The sequence below is a fragment of the Photobacterium pectinilyticum genome (genome assembly GCF_024357955.1).
GTDB classification, from domain to species: domain Bacteria; phylum Pseudomonadota; class Gammaproteobacteria; order Enterobacterales; family Vibrionaceae; genus Photobacterium; species Photobacterium pectinilyticum.
Genome location: NZ_JANEYT010000022.1, coordinates 56,689 through 78,732, shown reverse-complemented (window position 1 = coordinate 78,732; position 22,044 = coordinate 56,689). Strand labels below are relative to the sequence as shown.

At 48.8% G+C, this 22,044-nt stretch carries 8 protein-coding genes and 1 pseudogene; 6 read left to right on the top strand and 3 right to left on the bottom strand.

The features are described 5' to 3' along the window. Positions 1 to 76: 76 nt before the first annotated feature. From trpB to NHN17_RS11645, 3 genes and pseudogenes are all read right to left on the bottom strand, one after another. Positions 77 to 1,096, bottom strand: a pseudogene (trpB, locus tag NHN17_RS11655) (tryptophan synthase subunit beta); the annotation flags it as partial. Positions 1,097 to 1,370: 274 nt separating this feature from the next. After that, positions 1,371 to 1,745 carry a hypothetical protein gene (locus tag NHN17_RS11650; RefSeq protein ID WP_255042699.1) on the bottom strand — a complete coding sequence of 125 codons (375 nt, stop codon included), beginning with the start codon at positions 1,743 to 1,745 and terminating at the stop codon, positions 1,371 to 1,373. A 199-nt stretch (positions 1,746 to 1,944) separates the two neighbouring features. Next, a complete protein-coding gene (locus NHN17_RS11645; protein WP_255042698.1) occupies positions 1,945 to 13,425 on the bottom strand; it encodes a retention module-containing protein in 11,481 nt (3,826 codons plus the stop codon). A gap of 271 nt (positions 13,426 to 13,696) precedes the next feature. Between NHN17_RS11645 and NHN17_RS11640 the strand changes: the two genes are divergently transcribed. The 6 genes from NHN17_RS11640 (at position 13,697) to NHN17_RS11615 (ending at position 22,043) form a co-directional block, all read left to right on the top strand. Further along, the gene (locus NHN17_RS11640; protein ID WP_255042697.1) at positions 13,697 to 15,097 is read left to right on the top strand and encodes an HlyD family type I secretion periplasmic adaptor subunit; all 1,401 of its coding nucleotides are present in this window, start codon (positions 13,697 to 13,699) and stop codon (positions 15,095 to 15,097) included. Positions 15,098 to 15,166: 69 nt separating this feature from the next. Further along, on the top strand, positions 15,167 to 16,456 hold the full coding sequence (locus tag NHN17_RS11635) for a TolC family outer membrane protein (protein WP_255042696.1): 1,290 nt from the start codon (positions 15,167 to 15,169) through the stop codon (positions 16,454 to 16,456). An 8-nt stretch (positions 16,457 to 16,464) separates the two neighbouring features. After that, positions 16,465 to 17,085, top strand: a complete 621-nt coding sequence (locus tag NHN17_RS11630; RefSeq protein WP_255042695.1) for an OmpA family protein — start codon at positions 16,465 to 16,467, stop codon at positions 17,083 to 17,085. Positions 17,086 to 17,118: 33 nt separating this feature from the next. Further along, on the top strand, positions 17,119 to 17,817 hold the full coding sequence (locus tag NHN17_RS11625; protein ID WP_255042694.1) for a transglutaminase-like cysteine peptidase: 699 nt from the start codon (positions 17,119 to 17,121) through the stop codon (positions 17,815 to 17,817). A 10-nt stretch (positions 17,818 to 17,827) separates the two neighbouring features. Next, positions 17,828 to 19,837 carry a bifunctional diguanylate cyclase/phosphodiesterase gene (locus NHN17_RS11620; protein ID WP_255042693.1) on the top strand — a complete coding sequence of 670 codons (2,010 nt, stop codon included), beginning with the start codon at positions 17,828 to 17,830 and terminating at the stop codon, positions 19,835 to 19,837. Beyond that, on the top strand, positions 19,830 to 22,043 hold the full coding sequence (locus tag NHN17_RS11615) for a type I secretion system permease/ATPase (RefSeq protein ID WP_255042692.1): 2,214 nt from the start codon (positions 19,830 to 19,832) through the stop codon (positions 22,041 to 22,043). The genes NHN17_RS11620 and NHN17_RS11615 overlap by 8 nt, the downstream gene beginning before the upstream one ends. Position 22,044: the final 1 nt, after the last annotated feature.

Below are 22,044 nucleotides of genomic sequence, written 5' to 3'. Positions count from 1 at the left end.
ATCACTCAAGAAGGAAAAGCGGATCAAGTGCGATGGATCACAAATGATTTTTCAATGGGGGTCTGGTGAACGGTTACGATTCTTTATCGTTGGCTGTTCCGTAGTTCACTCGGCCGATATCTTTCAAATAACTATGCTGCGGCCCCACCGATGGATAATCCAGGCCACTGGCAACCGAGTAAACTTCTTGTGGCTCGCCCTGTTCGTCTTTGAGCATATAGGATTTGAAGCCGTGCATTACGCCCGGCTCACCCAATGACAGCGTTGCAGCATGCTCACCCACTTCCGTTAAGGAACGTCCTGCAGGTTCAACGCCATGAATAGCAACATCCTTATCATCTAAAAACGCGGTAAACAGCCCCATAGCATTAGAGCCACCACCGACACAGGCAACCAAGTTGTTTGGTAGGTTTTCAGTCATCTCCTTGAACTGAACACGGGCTTCGTTACCGATAATCGATTGGAAATCACGCACCATCATCGGGAATGGGTGCGGGCCAACAACTGAACCAATGGCATACAGCTGATTGATAGGATCTTTCAAGTAAGCTTCAAACGCTGCATCCACCGCTTCTTTCAGCGTTTTTCTGCCATGAGTCGCCGGTATCACATTGGCGCCGAGAATACGCATACGAACGACATTCGGGTGCTCTTTAGCGATATCGACCTCGCCCATATAGATATCACACTCCAATCCAACCAGAGCCGCTGCGGTAGCGAGCGCGACACCATGCTGGCCGGCCCCCGTTTCGGCAATCAACTTTTTCTTGCCCATTTTCTTGGCAACAAGGGCTTCACCCAGGCAATGGTTAATCTTATGAGCCCCTGTATGGTTAAGATCTTCACGCTTTAGATAAATTGGCGCACCGTATTTAGCCGATAGATTCTCGGCATGAAAGATAGGACTCGGACGGCCAACAAAGTGTTTATATAAACGCGCTAACTCTTCCTGAAACGCAGGGTCTTGGCGACATTCATCATAGGCTGCCGTGATTTCTTCCATCACTTTTTGCAGCTCTTCAGGAATAAAACTTCCGCCATATTCACCAAAGTAACCCTGAGCATTAGGTAAAGCGTGATTAAACGAATTCTTCATGACGATCCTTGTCCTATTCAATGAGTACAAAAACAATCATAAAGACTAAAGTGCCATGGTTGAATAGTGACAAGATGAATATTTGGGATAAATGTGATCTCGAAGATTGGTATTAATACCAACCTACATAAATATTTGATCAGTCATGCTGGTTAAAATCGCAGATAAGAAAAGGCGCTAGCAAACTCTACTTTGCTAACGCCTGAAATACATAGAACATCATGCTAGGTATGATGAGCATGATTAAATTTAATGATTACGCTTAGTTTGACTCTTAATCAATGTCGCAATCAGTACAACTTTGTAGTGCGATTTCATGTTCAAAGACTGCTGTATCGTTACCTTCTGCCAATAGCTCTGCTATTTCATCCGCGACTTCTTGCTCATCTTCCGCTTCAACTTGATTCGCTAGTTCTTCTTCTGGGTAGCCGTAGAAATTCAGCAATAAGTAATCACGCGCTTCGTCTTTAGTACAAGTCACGTTCACCGAAAGATCTGGCTCAACGTTTCCTTGCTCGATTATCGCAGCCATTTGCGCTAGGACATCATCTTTCATCGCAGCCGTTAACCAACCAAGATCAGTGCTTACTGTGTTTTTTTTACAGTTAAAACAAGGAAGTTGATGAAAGTAATATTGAAAATCAGTCATAGGTAATTTCTTCTTTGAGTGTTGTATAGCAAGATTATGCGCATTTTCTAGCAAAATACTATCTCAATAGACATTGAAGACTGGATTGCTGTGGATAATTTTTAGCGGGACGCAGAGCAAAACAACGCTGACCACTCAGCTAAGACTAAATATCCAAAAGAAAATGTTAAGCCATTTTCAGGTCAAAGCAGTAACCAATTCAATCCACAATAAACACCCCGTTAGTAAATAATTCATTAATAATTTCATTCGATGTCGAGCCCGTCCCCAGCCCTAATGCCGCGACATCGATATTTTCAACGGTGATGTTCTGCTGTGAGGTATCGCTTACTGCAACCGAAAGATTCACGGCGTCATCGGTATCAATATTGGCAGTGATATTATTGAGCAACCGATCGAGGTCGCTCTCATCGTTATCCGGTAAGATCTCAGCAATATCTAGCTGATCGAGGTTAATTTCAAAATCTTTCACTGTATCAGTAAACGGCGTGCCGGTGGTGGACACATCCGATGCTTGCCAAGTAAAGACATCTGCTGCACCGTCTCCGATACCATTAAGCTCACCGCCCCACAGTTCGTCATTACCTACGCCGCCAAGCAGCTCATCACTGCCACCAGCACCAACCAATATGTCATCGGCCAACCCACCGAGCAGACGCTCATCGGCGTCACTGCCTACGACAAGGTTCTCGGCGTCGTTATCACCAGCACCAACGTCATTGCCGGTGTTGGCTAAATCATCTATACGGACTCCAATCAACAGCTCGGTCGACTCGGCTTCGCTGCCATCAATTTCCTGCGAGATACCGACCAAGGTTAAGTTGTTCGCACCTTCAGGGAGATCTGCAACGAATATATCGTCCAGCTCTGTGCTTGCCACCCGCCAGCTACCATCACCGTTATCAGTACCAATTTCAACCCCGGAGCTGTCAACCAACCGCCCTGCTCCAAGGTTACGCACTTCAACAAACAAGGTTTCATCGGCATCAGCAGGGAGCACCGCCAACCCTAGCAATGGCACTAATGTCCCCAAGGTAGCACGCGTATCAGCTAGCTGGGGAACCGTTAACTCCAAGGTCGGTGGCTCCGGTTTCGGGGTGACAGTGACATTGATAATGGTCGTTGCCTGTTGCGGCCCGCCAGAGCCGACATTACCGTTATCGTTGGCAACAAGAGTAATGACATCATCACCTTTGAAGTCGAGGTTACCGAGGTAAGTGATCCCAGCTGCTAAGGCGGTATTAATATCAGCAAGGCTACCTTCCAAGGTGACTGCAGCACTGCCATTGTCGGTTATCGTAACACCTGTGGTGTCAACCGCCGTCAAACCGCCATTATTTGCTGTGAGGGTTACCGTCATCACCCCACTGCTACCGGTCTCATCGAAGTCAATATCGGTGACATTCAAACTATTGATCACCAAAGGAGTATCTTCCTCTACGGTTTGATCGCTAATATCTGGCAATTCTGGCGCATCGTTAACCGCTTCAATATCCAAGTTATTTGTCACGAACTGGGCAATATCGTCTGTCGCCACATCGGTTTGGTCAACAGCGCGGATTTCCAAGTCTAATTGCCCATCCCAGTTATCACTGTTAGCATCGCCGGGAATAAATACGAGGTTATCGAGAGCTGAACTATTAACAGTGACCAACCACACACCGCCGCCCTGATCCGTTACTGTCCCTGTGACACCATCAGGTAGAGCAATTTGGCTCGAATCAGGTACATTACTGACTTGGATTTGCAGCGTTTCCGGTGGGTTTTCTGACACGTTAGTTCCAGTGCCTGAATAGCTATCGCTATCATCAAAGGCTTCGATGTTGAGGGTAAGGTCGATATTGTCATCCTCGGTGCCTTCGGCTGTTGGAGTGACATCAATATCGACCCTGTCCGCAATGGGGTTTACCACCACGGTGAAAGTTGCAGTATTTTCAACCGGCAACTCCAAGCTATCCTCTTTGGAAAACACGACAATATCCAAGTCTACCGAGCCGCTGAAATCGTTAGGGGGGATAAGGCCAAGGCTACTTAAATCAAAAGAGTCACTACCAGGAGGCACGGCAACACTCCACTCGCCCCCACCATTGTTATCTGCACCGTCAATAATAAAACCTTCCGGTACGTTGACGATTTTTATCGACAAGATCGATTCAGAACCATCAATATCGACCACATTTCCACTAATACCGGCAAAGCTGATGGCACCACTGTCTTCATCGCCCTCAACCGGAGTATCAATCCCGATGAAGTTCACTTCATCATTAACCGCTATCACTTCAAAAATAATGCTGCCATCAAAGCTGGCTGTATCGGTTTGGATAGCCGCCCCTGTAGTTTCATCATATTCGGCTGTATCAACAATCGTGACAGCCACATCCAATGAGACATCACCACTAAAGTCTTGTGGAGGAACATAGCGAATCGCACCTAACTCGCTGATATCGGTGATCGTCAGACTGGTCACCTGCTCACCCGCAGCATTAAGCAAAAAGCCACCAGCAGCGCCAACACTAATTACAGCCAGCTCGATGGTCTCGAGACCTTCTAGGGTAGTGTTGCTGATATCGGCAACGGTCGCAGTAACGTCGAGGATGATGGTGCCGTCCTCGTAAGCGATATCAGGGTAAATCACCTCGGGTTCACCACCTTCAACTGGCTGGCGGTTCGCATCCAACCCTTGGGTTTCCACTACAGAGACATCAATATCTGGCACCCGAACATTGTCACCAGTTCTGTCGGGAACATCGACAATGGGATCGATTCGCACCGGAATCGTATCGACTAACTCATTGAAATCACCACTTTCGGTATCGGTATTGACGTATTTCACATCAAGAATGAAATCACCAGCAAAGTCCTGCGGGAGATTCAAGGTAATACCGGATAAATCGACGCTACCATCCGCCTGCACCGGTACTTTAATCACGTATTCACCAGTGACAAAGTTGAAATCCATGCCGGAGATTGTGGCCCCATTAGGCAAGCTAGCAGCACTGATCACCAATGAAAGCTCATCATCTCCCTGGTTTTCCCCGACTGTGCTTAGGCTCACAATCTGATTAAGGAAAGTCCCCAAAGTCACCGTCGTATCTTCTTCACCGGTAACAATAATGCTGTCATCCACCACAATATCTGCCGCAAATTGATCGTTAAGCGTATTCCCTTGGAAATCTATGGTCAGGGTGCTGTTTACTATCTCAATGGCACTAGGGTCCACATCATCACTCTGATCTTGCACCTGAGCAGCAATGGCGATGTCCACAGTACCGATAAAATCAGCAGGGGCGAGGATCTGGATGTCACCCAAACTGCCCTGAGGTACTGTCCAACTACCATCACCGTTGTTGATACCACCAATGACAACAAAGTCTGCTTCGGGATCAGGGAAGGTGATCACAACAGACAAGATGATCTCGTCACTGTTGGGATCGAGATCTTCAAACACGATCTGACCATCAGAGTCTGGACCGCCACCAAGATCCAAACTGCCGTCAATAGAGACGATGGTATCGACAAAATCAGTACTGCCTGTAGGCGTCACTCCAAGTTCGGCATCCGGCTCTACCACTGCCTGAATAATGACATTCAAAGTGCCATTGACCGCTTGGACATCGGTCGCTGGCGAATCAACATCCACTTCAGTAATCATTACCTCTGTGGTGATAGCCGTAGCGCCAGTGAGATTTAAATCTGAATCTTCCGGGGCCAACAGCTGCAGTTGGGCACCATTCAATAACTGGGTCAATTGCGCATCAGTCAAGGTGACAGAGCCCGCCGCATCGACAGCTAAAGTGGTAATCGTGCCACCATCATTTATCTGCAAACCATAACCAGGCTGGATATTGTTAATCACCAAACCGGTCACCACTTCTTTGCTATCGGTTATTACCGGTTGCCAGTTGAGGTTGATCGGCTGATCTTCCAATCCATTACTTTGGCGCGTGTAGTCCTCGGCATCGACAACAGGTTCAATGTGAATAACAAGCTGAAATTCAAATTCACCTTGGTCGCCATCATTTTCTGTTACGACAACATTGGCATCGAGTACGATATCTTCTGTACTGTTCTCCGGCGGGCGGATACTAATAGCCACGGGCTGATCAGGATCACCAATATCTTCCCCCGTTAGCTTCACTTCATAGCGGGGTAAGCCATCGTCATCAAACCCAACAAAGACCAGCGTTTGCTCATTGCCCTCAGCATCAAAAATTTGGGTTCCCTCAGGGATATTAGAAACCACAAAGGTCAGAGTTTCAGACTCATCCAGCGGCGCATTGGCCAACTCCCCGGATACCAAACTAAAATCGAGTACCGCATCGGTATCTTCATCAACCGTGGTTTCAATGCCGGGGACTTCACTACCAACAATTTCGGTCCAGTTACTGCCGCCGAGCTCAAACTCAGGCTCGTCAACCACGCCAGTTAATGCCACCTCAATAAACTGCTCCGGTGTGACCAAGACATCTTCGACCGTTTCGACAGTGCCGTCTTCAAGGGTGATATCAACAACATCCTTAACGATACCTTCTACTTTGAATTGAAAGTCGACATTACTTTCCGGTACCGGGATCAGCACGACCTGATCTAATTCTTCATAGAGAATTTCATACACGCCATCGGCATCTGGAGTGAGGACCACGCCATTTTGTGATAGCAATGCGCCATCGGGTAGTTCAGAAATACGGACAAACAGGGTTTCAACCCCGAAGTCATCATCGAGATCATCCAGTTCGGTTAACTCGATAAGCGGAGCAAGAGTGATAAGCTCATCTTCTAGTGACTCTACCCGGCTGACCTTGAGCTGGGCGTCATCAGCAACAGGAAGGACATTCAACAGTATCTCTTCGGTTATTTGTGCCGTTTCCGAGCCCGGCACAAAGTGCCCTAGTTCTGTACTTTGTGCGGTCAGGTTCAAGCGAATATCACCGCTGAAATTATCGATAGGGTCAATCTCAATAGTATCGACTGCTGTCACTGGCACTTCAAACACACCCGGCGCGACTTCAATTATCCCCTCACCAATGAGCTGGGCTTGCCCTTCAGTGATGGTAATAAAATAGGTTAGATCCTCCGACCCATCGGTATCTTGTAACAGTGCCTGAAATGACTCACTGAGGCTGATGTTGTCGCCGTCCTCCTCGCCATCGCCATAGTAAAACACTGCGGTATCAGCGAAAGCCGGCTCATCAGCAATGCCCAATACACTGATAGATAAAGTGCCATCTTGCAGAGGCTGATTTACCCCATCAACGGTGACGACCTCCGCGGTTACCGTAAAGTCCAATAGATTATTCGGCTCAAACAAGGTCGAATAATCCGGCTCCGGCACGAAAGTGACACCTTGTAGCTCGAACACCCCATCACCATCGGGATCAACAAAGGCGGTGGGATCAATTTGCACTTGCCCCCCAACAGGTACGATCTCGACACCGTTAAGGAAAAACTGCCCGTGAGGATCTGCGGGTAGTATGATAAATACATCTCCGATCTGCTCGCCGCGATCCGCATCACCAATATCTATCGACATATTGATTGGGATCCCAGTCGTAGGATCGCCAAGCGATTCGTCGGGGTTCCGACCTTGATCTTCAACACCTTCGGAAGGCTGTACCACCAGAGTCGGTTCTTCGTCAGTGATAGTGATCGTTAATGTACTCTGGCTAGTATCGTTGTCGCCATCGGTCACTTCAAAATCAACATTGGCAACAATAGGCTCGGCGCCATGGGCGAGATCTGATTGGGAATTAAACAACACCTGACCTTCGGTACTGATCAATAACTGACCGAGCAACTGACCGTCCTGATTAACGTCAAAGCTAAAGAAACCCTGTGCATCAGGTGTGCCCGTCAATTCCTGCCTAACACCTTCAATGATAACTGCCGTAACTTCGGCATCATCGGCCCCTTCTTCAGGAACCGTCAGTACATCGAGGGTCTCTGTCGACTCCCCTTCTTCTATCGATTGGAAGGCGGCATCTTGGGTCTGTGGAATATCGTCATCTATCGTTACCGCAAACGTCACAGCAGAGCTAGCGTCGCCATCTTGATCGACCGCGGTAGCTGAGAACTCAATCGTCAGCTCGGTATCATTATCTGGCTGAACATGGTCCAGTGCACCCAGCAAGGTAAAGCTATAGCTATCATCGGCTGAGGTGCCGGTTGCGATAAACGCTAATACAAAGATCACCACACCGTTCACTTGGCCTTCATAGGTGTTGTTGGTGGTATTGAAAACCAAGGTGACCTGTTGCCCGCCAGCCGTTAGCGTGCCTGCATTCGCGGTATTGAACGCATCAACATCGACCTCATAGTTAACGATTTCATCGGAACCGGTATTAAAGGTGATTGTTGCGGTGGCGGTTTCCCCATCATCATCCGGTGTCGAACCGGGATGAAAATCTCCTCCCTCATCAATATCACTTTCCAGCACCGTGACCGAGGGGATGGTTTCGATAGCCGGATCAGTACCATCAGTAATCGTGGTGGTGATAAGGGCTGGTGTTTCCAAGAAGTCACCATCGGTATCTTGAACCTGGATAGGTAAGTCAAAGACAATGGTATCGTCTTGCTGGCGTACCAAGCCGGTATTATCCGTTCCGTTGTGATCCAATGGCTTAAGCTGGGTCACTGTGGTTGTAATATCTACCTGCTCACCATCGCTGTTTTGTAAAGCAGTAACAACTGCAGTTAATACCGTTTCGCCATCGGCAGTAAGTGTTAATGTACCCGTAGTAGCATCCCACGTTGCAGTTACCGGTAGCCCACCTGCGGTAATTTCTGCCTCTAGTTCAGCCAGCAATGTGGCTAACTGAACCGGGTCGAGAGCAACCGTGTCGGGATCTAGCCGATCAACCCCAGCCGCGATGGTGATCGCCGCTTCATCCGATACCGGGTAGCCTTGTTCAATTCCAGGCTCACCTTGATCAGGTGTAAGATCGCCTTCAGTAAACGCAAGTTGTGTTGTATTACCACCAACAGGATCTGTCCCGTCTTCAATCGTTATAGTGATTGAACCTTGTGCTGTGTCATCGTCGCGGTCTGTCACTTCTATCGCTAATTCCAGCGTCGCGAGATCTGAGTCGGCAACTTGGTCAAGTGGCTGCAACTGAGTGACACTGTAACCTCCGGTAATATCAATATCGATTTCCAACACCACAATATTCGGGTCATCGGCCCTAACCACTGTGATTTGATTGCCAGAAACCGTAACCGTCAGGTCAAAACCATTACTGGTTAAGTTATCTAGCGCAGGTTGTGCGGCAGAGAATAAGACGGAAATAACATCGTCACTACCCTGAATGACCTCAATATTACCTGTCCCCGATGATGTCCCATCATCGCCTTCATTGAGTGCCAGACCTGAGTCATTACCAAAGGCAGGATCATCACCATCTTCGATATTAATCGTAACAATACCGGTATTGGTGTCGCTGTCGTCATCGGTAACTAACACATTAAGCGGCAAAGATATTGTGTCATCGACAAGGTGATCAAGGTTGCTATTGAGGGTCAGGGTATAGTCACCGGTCGACGTCATCACCACAGTAAACACGTTCTGCTGGCTGCCATTTACATCAATAAAGGCATTAAGAGTATTACCGCCCACCACTTCAAACTGCACCGGAAGGCCATCGCTAAACAGGCTATCAAAAGCGGGTTGGTCAGCCACAAAGTTAATCGTTGCGACTTCATCACTACCAACGTCCACGCCAACCTGACCCGGTGTCGGTACGTTAAGATCAGCAGTTTCGTTGACCGTGATACTGCTGCCTTCGGCCAGTTCAGGAATCGGCCCGTCAGTAATGGAAGCGATCGCTGTGACTTGGGTTACTAAGTTATCTCCATCAATATCAGTGGCCTGCAATGGCAGGTTCACCGTTATCAACTCACCACTGACCGATATAAATCCGTCACTGTTTCCATTGATATTATGATCCAACGGTGACGATTGCGTCACTGTCATGGTCAGATCGATATCCTGACCATTACCGGACTGTACCGGGGTGAACACTATCGTCAGCACCGGTGTGCCGTCGCCTAGCACACCAATTAATTCATTCGTGTTCGGGTCATAGCTAAATACCAGTGCCTCTCCGCCGCCAGACGTTAGTTCGCTATTAAGTTCAGCCAAAATTACAGCCAGTTGATCAGGGTCTATCTGGACAGATTCCGGCACCAAACGATCAGCGCCCGCGACAATCACTTGAAATTGCTGCTCGGTCAGCGGGTATTCGCTTGGAGCTTGGTCAGGCGGGGCGAGGTCCGGCTCGGTAAAATCGACGGCGATAGTGCCACCACCAGCAGGATCATCGCCATCAGTGATCGTAATGGTTATCTGCCCAGAGGTTTGGTCGCCATCGTCGTCAGTGCTCACCACATCAAGTGGTATTAGCAGGCTATCACTGTCGATATGATCCAGCGTTCCGCTGAGCGTTGCTTCAAACTCGCCATCAATATTGATGGTGACCAACAAGATGGTATTTCCCAGCGAATCTACCAAAGTGATTTCACTGCCTACCGGCGTCCCACCGACCACCAAGCTGACTGGATTGCCATCACTAGTAAAATTAAGTTCTGCTTGGGTATCGGCAAACAGCAGTGAAGCAATGTCATCACTGCCTTTATCAATAGTTATCGTGCCCTCAACTACCTGGTTTGCATCGTCGGTTTCATTGAGGCTAACTCCAGCTTCGTCTGCCAAAGCGGGAAACTCACCATCCGTAATTGTCACAGAGACACTTGCAGGTTGGGTTAAGTCATCACCGTCGGTATCGGTTGCCATCAGCGGCAAGGTAAAGACAATTTCCTCTTCATTGCTGGTGATATAGGGCGAAGTAAGCGTAGTGTCGAGGTGATCGAGCGGTTGAAGTTGAGTTGTGATTACCGATACGGTTAAATCGTCACCGTTATCTGCTTGAACACTGCTAATCGCAACCGTTAGCACCAAGCTTCCATCAGGCAAACGCGCTTCCAGCAAACCGCTGGCTTCAACAAATGTGACTGCCAATGGTTCACCAGCCGAGCTCAGTACCGCTTGCAAATCCGCTATCACACCGGCAAGTTGAGCTGGGTCTATGGATATAGAATCTGGATCGAGACGATCAGAGCCAGCGACAATACCCAAGGTTGCCTCGATACTTTCCGGATAGTTACTGGGCTCAAGATCTGGCTCCACCATAGCAGCCACGGCACTTTCTCCGCCCGCGGGATCTGAGCCATCATTTAAGGTCAGGACAATTTGACTATCGTCAGTATCACCATCATCATCCGTTGCTAGCACATTGATAGTCAGTTGGAGTTGATTGCTATCTAAAGGCTGATCAAGAGCATCACTTTGTTCAAGTGTATAGGTGCCATCATTGGCGATGGTTACGCTAAGAATAGCCTCACCTTGGCTATTGAGGAGCACCAACAGATTCTGATCAATTTGATAGCTAACCGGCGCGCCGTTACTGGTAAAGCCAGCAACCACACTAGCAAGTTCGGGGGTATCAACAAACACCACACTGGCTATAGCGTCACTGCCTACATCCAGCTCAATCGCGCCAGTTGCCGTATCCACCTGATCCGGAGGGGTGTTGTCAGGGTCGCTAATTTCAGCCCCAGAATCAGCGTCGAAGGAAGGAAAGTCCCCATCAATAATGGTGGTGGTTAATATTGCTGGGGTATCAAGGAAATCACCGTCAGTATCATTGGCTTGGATCGGCACCGTTACTACAATTTGTTCACCGCTTACAGACACGAACCCATCACTGTTTCCACTGGTAAGGTGATCGAGCGGCAGCAATTGGACTAAGTCAGCAGTAATAGTGATCCCCAACCCATCGGCGCTTTGCACGGAAGTCAGTGTTAGCGTCATGGCGACTTCGCCATCAGGCCTTACGCCAGACAGCACATCGGTCGCATCGTCATAAGTAAAAGTAAGCGCTTCACCGCCCGAGCTTATCTCTTGCTCTAGTTCATTGATAAAATCTGCCAACACCCGTTCATCAATGGTGACAGTATCGGGATCTAACCTATCGACGCCTGGTGTCAGCTCAATGGTATCTTGCCCTGCTTCCGGATAATTGTTTGGAGCCAAGTCAGGCTCAACAAAAGTGATCTCACCTGTTTCCCCGCCCGGAGGGCTGTTACCATCAATACTGATCAGCACCACTAAACCATCGGTACTATCGCCATCAAAATCGGTTGCCGTTACTGCTAATTGCAATACCAAATCAGCACGGTCAAGCTCATCAAATGGCTGCATTTGATTGACTACATAGCTACCATCAGTGCTTATTGAAATAGTTAGTACTAACTCTCCACGACTATCCACCAGCTCCAGTTGGTTACCGTTTACTGATACGGTTGTCTCAAAGCCGTTGCTGGTAATACCGTCCAAATCAGGTTGAAGAGTGTCAAACACCAGAGTGTTGATTTCATCACTGCCCACATCCAAGGGGATTGCCCCTTCGATATCAATGCCAAGTGAATCTGCTTCATCAATGACGGTACCTGCATCGGTGCCAAACAATGGATTCTCGCCGTCAAAAATAACCGAGTTGACCTGCAGTGGAGCATCCAAAGGGTTACCAGCCAAGTCAGCCCCTTGCAATGGCAATAGCACCGATAGCGCATCATCAATATTGGTGACTCGGCCACCACTCCCCTCCCCATCTGGAAGGTGGTCAACCGGTCGCTCCAACAAAGTCGTGACGGTTACAGTGACATCCCTTCCCCCGGTTTCGGCTGAAATCTGGAAGGTCACCACGGTATTACCGTTGCTCATGCCGATAATCGCATTACTGGCGGGATCAAACGTAAAGACAACAGGTAGTCCGCTAGACGTCACCTCGGTACTGAGCTCTGCCAACAAGTCAGCTAGCTGCGCTTGATCGAACGTAAATGAATCAGGACTTAACGGGAGTGAGCCGGCACTTACGATCACTTGTGTTGAGGACTCGGAAGGATAAGTATTGGGCGAGAAATCAGCTTCAGTTAACTGCATCTCACCAATTTCACCACCAGAGGGGGAAAACAACGGCGGAGTCTCATCCTCGGCAGCAATCTCGCCACGTTCAAACTGGGTATCAAAACCCGCTTCTGCCAACGTCGCATCGCCGTTGTAGTTGATAACAACAAAACCACCATTGGCCGTCTCGCCACTGCTGCCAACGCTTCCCGAACCGCTAGCCCCTCCAGAAGAGCCGGCAGCTGGCGGTGCCAAGAAATCGGTTGGATCGGCTCCAGCCAATATCTGGTCCTGAATCGTTGCCAGCTCTTGTTCGCTTAGCCCGAACTGAGCAAAGGAGGCTTCATCAGGAAATTGCCCCAAAGGCTGGATAACCAAACCTTCGGGGAATATTTCCAAACTACGGTCAGTATCACTAGAAAGGGAGGGACTACGAGAAGGAGCGACCAGAACGCAAGTTGAACAGGGCCAATCAACTAAAACCGGCTCACCATTTTGCATGACCATGTAGTTCGCATTGCTATCAGCTAAAAGCATTTGGCCAGATGCTATCTTAATGGTTTCAGTGGCACCAACGGGCTGGGTTGCTCCACCGGGTTGAACGACATACACCTCTCCCTGATTCACCGTCACTTCAATGCTATCAATAGCTTTTGTTCCACTGGGTTCTACACGCTTTGAAGACACATCTGATGAAGTGTTAAACGACGATGATTCAGCCATACGCACTACTCTTGACTGGTAATTTTGGGAGGTTAAGTCCTAATTCTAGTCTCGTATTGAAGTCAACCTTCACAAACCCTAAACGGTTCTCAGGTTTTAGAATTCCCAAACTCGTTACGACAGGGGGCTTGGTCGTGCCCTATGCTTTCATGATTCAGCGCCTGCCGATTTGAACGAAGAAACAACGAGCAGGTAAATTATTGTTTTCGTTACCACTATATGGATATGGGTTGGCTAACGTGTCTGTCAGTACGAGGTTAAGTACGAAGGCATGACAAATGAAAATCAGCGGATCAAACCACAACATCTCGACTATGTCCGAGAGTCTCATTATGCCTCATTGCTTGAGGCCTCTGGCCGCTCACGCCTGTTGCTGTGGCTTATCGCACTGTTTTTTGTCGCAGCCATAATATGGGCCGCCTATGCCCCGATAGAGCAAGTGACCCGTGGCGAAGGTAAGGTTATTCCGTCTTCGCAGCGGCAAATTGTCCAAAACCTCGAAGGTGGTATTGTCGAAGCCATTTTGGTGCGAGAAGGAGAACAGGTTACCGTTGGCCAACCACTCATCCAGCTCGATGACACCCGTTTCAAAGCCGATTTTGATGAAAAAAATCAGGATTTACTTGGCATCAAAGCCGATAGTATTCGCTTGAATGCCTTACTAAACAGCATCACAACATCTCCACCGGACAAGTCACCCAGTCAGTTGTGGCGACAATCCGTGACGATCTCACCAGCCGAGCTCACTTTTCCAGATCACTTTCACCAGCAAAATGCTGGCTTAGTGAAAAGGCAACAAAACGAATACCGTGATCAACTGGCCAGTTTAGATAATCAACTCACCCTGATGGCCCAGCAAATTCAGCAAAAGCTCCGAGAACTGGAAGAAGCACGAGCGAGGCTTAAAAACCAGAAACAGAGCTATTACTTGGCCAATGAAGAATACCGAATCACCAAACCACTGGCCGATGAGGGAGTCGTACCCAAGATTGAGTTGCTCAAGCTACAACGGCAGGTCAATGAAACCCGTAAAGATATGACATCGACTGAATTGCAGATCCCGACGATGAAAGCGGCATTGAGCGAAGCGATATTCAAACGGCTCGATATTGCCCTTAATTTCCGATCCGAAACTCAGTCTGAACTCAACCAAACGTCCGATAAGCTCGATGCGTTAAGTCAATCCCATCTTGGCTTGCAAGACAAAGTCGTGCGCACCCTTGTCACCTCACCCGTTAACGGTACGGTGCAGAAAATTCATATTAATACCCTCGGCGGGGTTATCCAGCCCGGCATGGATCTCATCGAGGTGATCCCCAGCGAAGATAGCTTATTAGTGGAGGCGCAGATATCGCCCAAGGATATAGGCTTTCTAAGGCCGGGATTAGCCGCAGTGGTGAAGTTTACCGCCTATGAGTTCACCCAGTATGGCGGTTTGACCGGCACGTTAGAACATATCAGCGCCGATACTCAGATTGATGAAGAGGGGCATAGCTACTATCAAATCCGGATACGAACCAATGAAACGGAATTTACCGATCCGGCAGGAAATAGACTGCCCATTATTCCAGGGATGAATGCGGTCGCCGACATTATTACAGGCGAGAAAACCGTCTTGCAGTATTTACTCAATCCAGTGCTGAAAGCACAGCAAACGGCACTCAGAGAGTGATTATTTTAGGGGCTGCTTTCTATGATTCTTTTACATAAACGATTCTTACAATCTTTTCGTCGACGCAGGATGAAGCTCACGCTGATAGCGAGTCTACTTTATGCTCCCTTAGCAACCGGACAATCGTTAGAGCAGGCGGTAGCTGATACATTGGCGACCAATCCTGAAATCAAGCGGGCTTACAATGAGTTCATGAGCCGAAACGAGTCTACCCGCTCTTCTGTCGGCGATTACTTACCGTCTGTCGATCTAGAAGCCACTGCGGGGTACGAGGACTACGACAACACAACCAACAGTACTGGGGACTATGAACCGCTCGATGCCACCATCAGTTTGCGCCAACTTATTTGGGATGGATCCATTACCTATCATGATATCCAGCGCAACAAAGCTGAAGCCGAAGCGCAACGCTACCAACTTCTGGCGGATGCCCAAGACAAAGCCCTTCGGGTCACTGAAATTTATCTCGACACCCTTGAAGCCCAGGAAGTACTGGCTTTGTCGCAAACAAACTTCGCAGTCCACCAGCGAATCTTTACCGACATCAAAAAGCGAACCGACTCTGGTATTGGCTCCACCGCCGACTTAGCCCAGATAGAAGGGCGACTAGCCCGGTCACGATCCAACCTCATTGCGGCTGAGAACAACCTGCAAGATAAGATCACCGAGTTCTATCGCGAGGTCGGCAGCCCCCCAGTAAATCTAGAAAAGCCAGAGGTTGATCAAAACTATATTCCTACCTCACTTGAAAATGCAATCAGCGAAGCCAAAGATAAAAACCCTGTATTGTACGTTGCCCGAAATGATATCGATGCGGCGAATTACCAATACAAACAAGCCAAAGGGGGTTTTTATCCCACCTTCTCTATCGAAGCGTCCCAAGAATGGGGAGAGGATATCGATGGAACACCGGGCCATACCGATGAATTCAAGGCCATGCTAAAGATGGAGTACAACCTGTACAACGGCGGCTCGGATTTGGCCGAAAGTCGCCGTGCCGCCTACCAGTTGAACCAATCGAAAGATGTACGCGACCGTGCATACCGTTTACTGGAAGAAAGCACTCGGCTGGCCTGGAGCGGAATGGAGCTAGCATTAAACCAGATCCTTTACCTGCAAAAGCATGTCGATGCCTCGGCTCGCACAGTTATTGCCTATGAAAAACAATTCAGGATCGGTAAACGTACCCTGCTGGATGTCCTCAATACTGAAAATGAGTTATTTGAGGCGAGAAAGGCATACCTAGACGCACACTATGCCGGGATCCTAGTCAAATACCGGGTACTGAATTCAACCGGGCTGTTACTGGAAGAAATGCGGGTCGATGTACCTAATCAGTGGTCGGAATCGGTACGCTAGGGGGAACCATGATAAAACTCTGCACCAAACCGCTATTGTGGTTACCGCTAGCCTGGGTGCTTGCATTGCTCACGTTATCAGGCTGCTCAACAGAAGCCGATGCACCTCCAATTGCCGACCAATCACGGGACTTATTAGATGATGATGCTGACGGCGTAATCAACGCCCGTGACAAATGTCCAGGCACCCCATATTCCGCCATTGTCGATAACAACGGCTGCCCAAGCTTTGTTGAGCGGTCTGAATCGAATGATCTGCATATCTTGTTCGCCAATGATTCCACCGTGATTCCTGATAACTTTTTATCGCAAATAAAACGCATGGCTGACTTTCTGGCGACTTACGCAGAGGCAAGGATCGAGCTTAAAGGCTACGCCAGCCAAGTAGGGGCATCTGAATACAACCTCGACTTATCAAAGCGCCGAGCCAAAGTGGTCCGCCAACAGCTTATCGACTACGGTGTCAGCCCGAGCCGAATTAAAACCCTTGGTTTTGGTGACACTGAACCTGTCGCAGCCAGCACAAAAGAGCAATCGAACGCATTAAGCCGACGGGTTACTGCCCGAGTACGGGGAGAAAAGGGGAACGTTTTGGAAGAGTGGACCATTTTTTCGCTACGCGCCGACTAGCTGTCTATGACACTTTCAACGAAGGAGATTCGGATGCTATTGATCTCGCTATTGCTTAGCACTGGTTGGTTTAACCCGTCAGATGTCGCTGCCGAGCAATACCATATCGGTTCAGATCCGTTGAGTGCCGAAGAAAAAGAGATCGTGAAACGCATCGAACGTACATACAGCAAACAAGCGGCAATGAGAGTTACGGCTTGGTGGCAGCTGTTGAAAAACCTTAAGCAACAAGACGAGCTTACCCAACTCAAACAAGTTAATGATTTCCTTAACCAAATGCAGTTTCTCGATGATATCGAGATCTGGGGAAAAGACGATTACTGGGCGACCCCCTTAGAATTCTTGGGAGCCGGAGCAGGTGACTGCGAAGAGTTCAGCATTGCCAAGTATATGTCGTTACGCGAGCTAGGGGTGAATGATGAAAAACTGCGCCTGATTTATGTCAAAGCGCTTACCCTGAACCAGTTCCACATGGTATTGGCTTATTATCCCACGTCCAATGCTGTGCCCTTATTGCTCGACAACCTCAGCCCAGACATTTTACAAGCTAGCCAACGGCCTGATCTTCAGCCTATCTATAGCTTTAACGGTAACAAACTATGGCTGATGAAACAGCGAGGACAAGGTCAACTGGTCGGTGATACCAGCCGAATCAAACACTGGCAGTCCTTGCAGCAGCGAGTACTGCACCATCAGTTTGCCAAGCCCGTTTTGCGGCTAGATGGCGAATAGGAGGCAATGAATGAATATGTCACTCTATCGCCAATTGTTTTTAGGGTTAAGCCTGTTGTTCTTGCTGTTGCTGGCAGGTACGGCCTTCAGCCAATTTACCACCACGCACGATTACTTGGTTGAACAACAGACCATAGAAATAGACAACGCTATCCATGCTGTCGGCCTGGCTATTTCCCCTTACGTTGAACAAGACGATACTGTCGCCATCGAGTCGGTAATCAACGCCATGTTCGACGGCAGCCTGTATCAAAAAGTCTCCCTGCAACTGCTGGAAAACAATACTCTCATTGAACGGGCCTACCCTGTCCAGCCAAGCGATGCTCCACACTGGTTTCAACATTGGGTCAATATTTCTCCCGTCACCCGTCAGGATACGTTGACGAGTGGCTGGCTACAGTATGGAAAAATCACGGTAACCAGTTCTCCGGCGTTGGCCTATAGCAAACTTTGGCAAAGCAGCTGGCAGCTACTGACAACCTTCATCATCGGCTTTGTTGTTGGTGTATTGACATTGAAGCTCTTGCTTGATCATTTGGTCAAAAAGCCTCTGAGTCAATTTCAGCAAAAAGCCCATGCCATTGCTGACAAACATTTTGGTCAGCCACTGCCAACGCCATCAACCAAGGAGTTCGTTCCTTTAGCCCATGCTTTCAACCAAATGTCGGCCAAAATAGAACAGCACTTCAATCAGCAAGCCCAGGAAGCCGACCTGCTACGAAAAAGAGCCTATCAAGATCCAGAGTCCGGACTCAATAATCGAAGGCGACTGCTGCTGCACATGGAAGATTGGCTGGAACAAGAGACTACTGGCGCTATTGTCATTGTTAAATTGGAAGCAATCAGCTGGTTAAGGGGGAAAAAAGAGTACCAACGGGCAGCCCAGTTAGCCGAAAAAGTGGGCCACCACTTAAAAAGTTCGGCTTCAGAATCAGAAAGGCTGGGGCGGTTGAGCCACAGTGAATTTATTATTATTCAGACAGAAAATGCGGCCCCTATCGACCAGGATCAAAGCAGCAGCGCAATGCGGAATCTACTTGATCAGCTTAACCACATCCAAGCCGGTTGCTCTCCTGACGGCCGCCACCCCGTCTATGGCGGCGTTATTATCAAACACGTCCAAAGTTCATTGAATGTATCCGCTCTATTGGCACAGTGTGATAACGTACTGTCCAAAGCCCAACACAACCCCTATCGGTTTGCGGTTATTCACCATCAAAATGGTCAGTTGCACAAAGGTGCTCTCCTGCCTGATGCAGAACAGCAGCAACAAATGCATCAACCCGAACATCTACTGTGGGGAAAGCAACAATGGCTAGATCTATGCCTGTCCGCGATTGAAAATGACAATATTACCTTGTCCTTTCAAATGGTCAGAGACAACCTGCAACACCCAGTTCACCAAGAAGTGTTCGCAGTACTCAAGCACCATGAGCATTGCTATTCAGCTCACCTGTTTATTCCAGCACTGAATGCCCTGAAGCAGACGGCAAAATTGGATCGCCATATTATCCAAAAAGCCGTTCACTATCTGTCATTGCACCAGACTTTTCTGGCGATCAATATCGCCCCAACCTCGATCGCCGATACTGAATTCATCCAATGGCTAGATAGCTTCTTGGCCGAACACCCGGTCGTCAGCCAGCAGCTGATCTTCGAACTACCAGAGATCGCCTTTATCGACAACAATGCACAAACTCGATTGCTGTGCATGGTTCTCGACAAACACTGTTTTACTTATGGTATTGATCATTTTGGCCACCATTTCGACTCAGTGGGCTATTTACGCCAATTCCAGCCCCTGTACGTCAAAATCGACACCGATTTTACCCGCCAGCCAACCGATGATATCCAGCAAGATGCACTCCGCGCGCTGCTCCAAACAGCCCATCACCGCTCTATCAAAACCATTGCCACCCGGGTGGAGCATCAACCTCAATATCAGGCACTAAAAACGTTGGGAATTATGGGTTTCCAAGGGCACTACATTACCAATCAGAAGGAGGTAAACCATGGCTGATCCGCTTCTTAATGCCTTACACTACCTCTGCCAACATTACGGCCACCCACGCTCAGTGAAAAGCCTGTTGGAGGGACTGCCGTTGCAAGACGGTCTGCTTTCACCACACTTACTACCAAGAGCGGCCCACAATGCAGGTTTTCAAGCTGAAGAAGCGCCCCTTAGCCTGCCCCAACTCTCGCCGCTTCTATTACCGGTAATAGCCCTGCTCGACAGCAATCAGGCCTGTGTGTTGCTCGATATCGATCAGGAAAAGCAACGGGCTGAAATTGCCCTTCCCTGCAATTTGATGAAAGATGCTAGCGCTACTGAGACTGAAACGACAGTCGCTGAAAGCACCGAAGCGGATAAAACCTGGGTCAGTTTTGATGAACTAGAGCAACAATTTCTTAACCGAGTGTTTTTACTAAAACTCCCGTTTCAATTCGACGCCCGAAGCCAGCAAGCGGCAACGTCGGCCAGTGCGAACCCCAGCCAAACTTCAGGTCCAATCCCCCCCCGCAGTGTATCGGGTGCTAGCCAAGCATGGTTCTGGCAAACACTGTGGCAATCTAAATCCCTGTACCGTGACGTACTTATCGCCTCAGCCTTACTCAACATCTTTGCGTTGGCCATTCCGCTTTTTACGCGGCTGATTTACGACAAAGTCGTTCCCAATCAGGCTTTTGATACCTTGTGGGTGCTCACCAGCGGTATGGTCATTATTTTTGGCTTTGACGTGGTGCTGAAATACCTGCGCAGCTATTTTATCGATATCGCCAGCAAGAAATCAGACGTCCTGCTGTCTGCTGATATTTACCGCAAGGTCATGGGGCTGAAGCTCGCCGCACGACCGCCGTCTGTAGGCGCATTCACCCGCCACTTGCAGGAGTTTGAGTCGGTCAGGGAGTTCTTTACCTCCGCCACCATCGCTTCCTTGATTGATCTCCCCTTTGCACTGCTGTTTTTATTGGTGATCTACACCATTGCTGGCCCACTGGTCACCATTCCACTCATAGCCATAACCCTGCTAATACTCTACAGCTTACTGATACAACGACCACTGCGAAAAGCGATTGAGGAAGGCTCACAACTCGCGGCACAAAAACACGCTAACTTGGTCGAAAGTGTCGCAGGACTTGAGACCGTCAAACTGTTCAACAGCCAGCCTCAATATCAGCACCGTTGGGAGCAAGCCGTCGCCCATATGGCCAACTGGGGTGTTAAATCACGCCGCCTAACCGACTCGGTACATAATCTTGCTGGACTGACCCAACAGTGCGTATCGGTGGGGGTGATTATCTTCGGTGTTTACTTGATTGCGGCAGGACAGTTGACGGTCGGTGGCTTGATCGCCGTCTCCATGTTGACTAGCCGAGCTATCGGGCCAATGATCCAGTTGTCACAATTGTCCACCCGCTACCACCAGGCCAAATCAGCCATTGCTATCTTGAGTGATATTATGGCGATGCCAGATGAGACTCGGCCAAGCCAGCAAACAGATAATACCCAGCCTTTAAGTGGCAATATCACGTGTGACAACCTCACGTTCAGTTACCCAAATGCCGAGACGGCTGCACTGAAGTCCGTCTCCCTCACCATCAAGCCTGGGGAAAAAGTGGCGATTATCGGAAAAATAGGCTCGGGGAAAACCACGCTCCTACGCCTATTAATGGGATTATATCAACCTAGCTCGGGATCCATCCGCTTTGATAACACCAATATCAATCAATATCACCCCCATACGCTGCGCCAGCAAATCGGCTGTGTTCCTCAAGACAATGCCTTGTTTTTCGGTTCTATTCGCGACAACATAACTCTCGGTTCGCCACAGGCTAGCGACGATGAAATTAACCTCGCCTGCCACCAAGCCGGTGTCCACCTGTTTACCCAACAGGAGGCCTCAGGGCTTAACCGCCAAGTAGGGGAAGGAGGGCAATACTTATCAGGTGGGCAAAAACAAACGATCACCATTGCCCGTGCACTGCTCAACCAACCCAAGCTACTTATCTTCGATGAGCCCACCAGCCAGATGGACAACCGCTCGGAGCAACATCTCAAGCAAACCCTAAAGTCATTAAATGACCAACATACTCTGATTTTGTTTACCCACAAAACCAGCATGCTGGAATGTATTGACCGGCTAATTGTGCTGGAGCAAGGACATGTGATTGCCGATGGGGATAAAGAAGCGGTCTTGAACAAACTTAAGAGTGGGGGCGAATAGC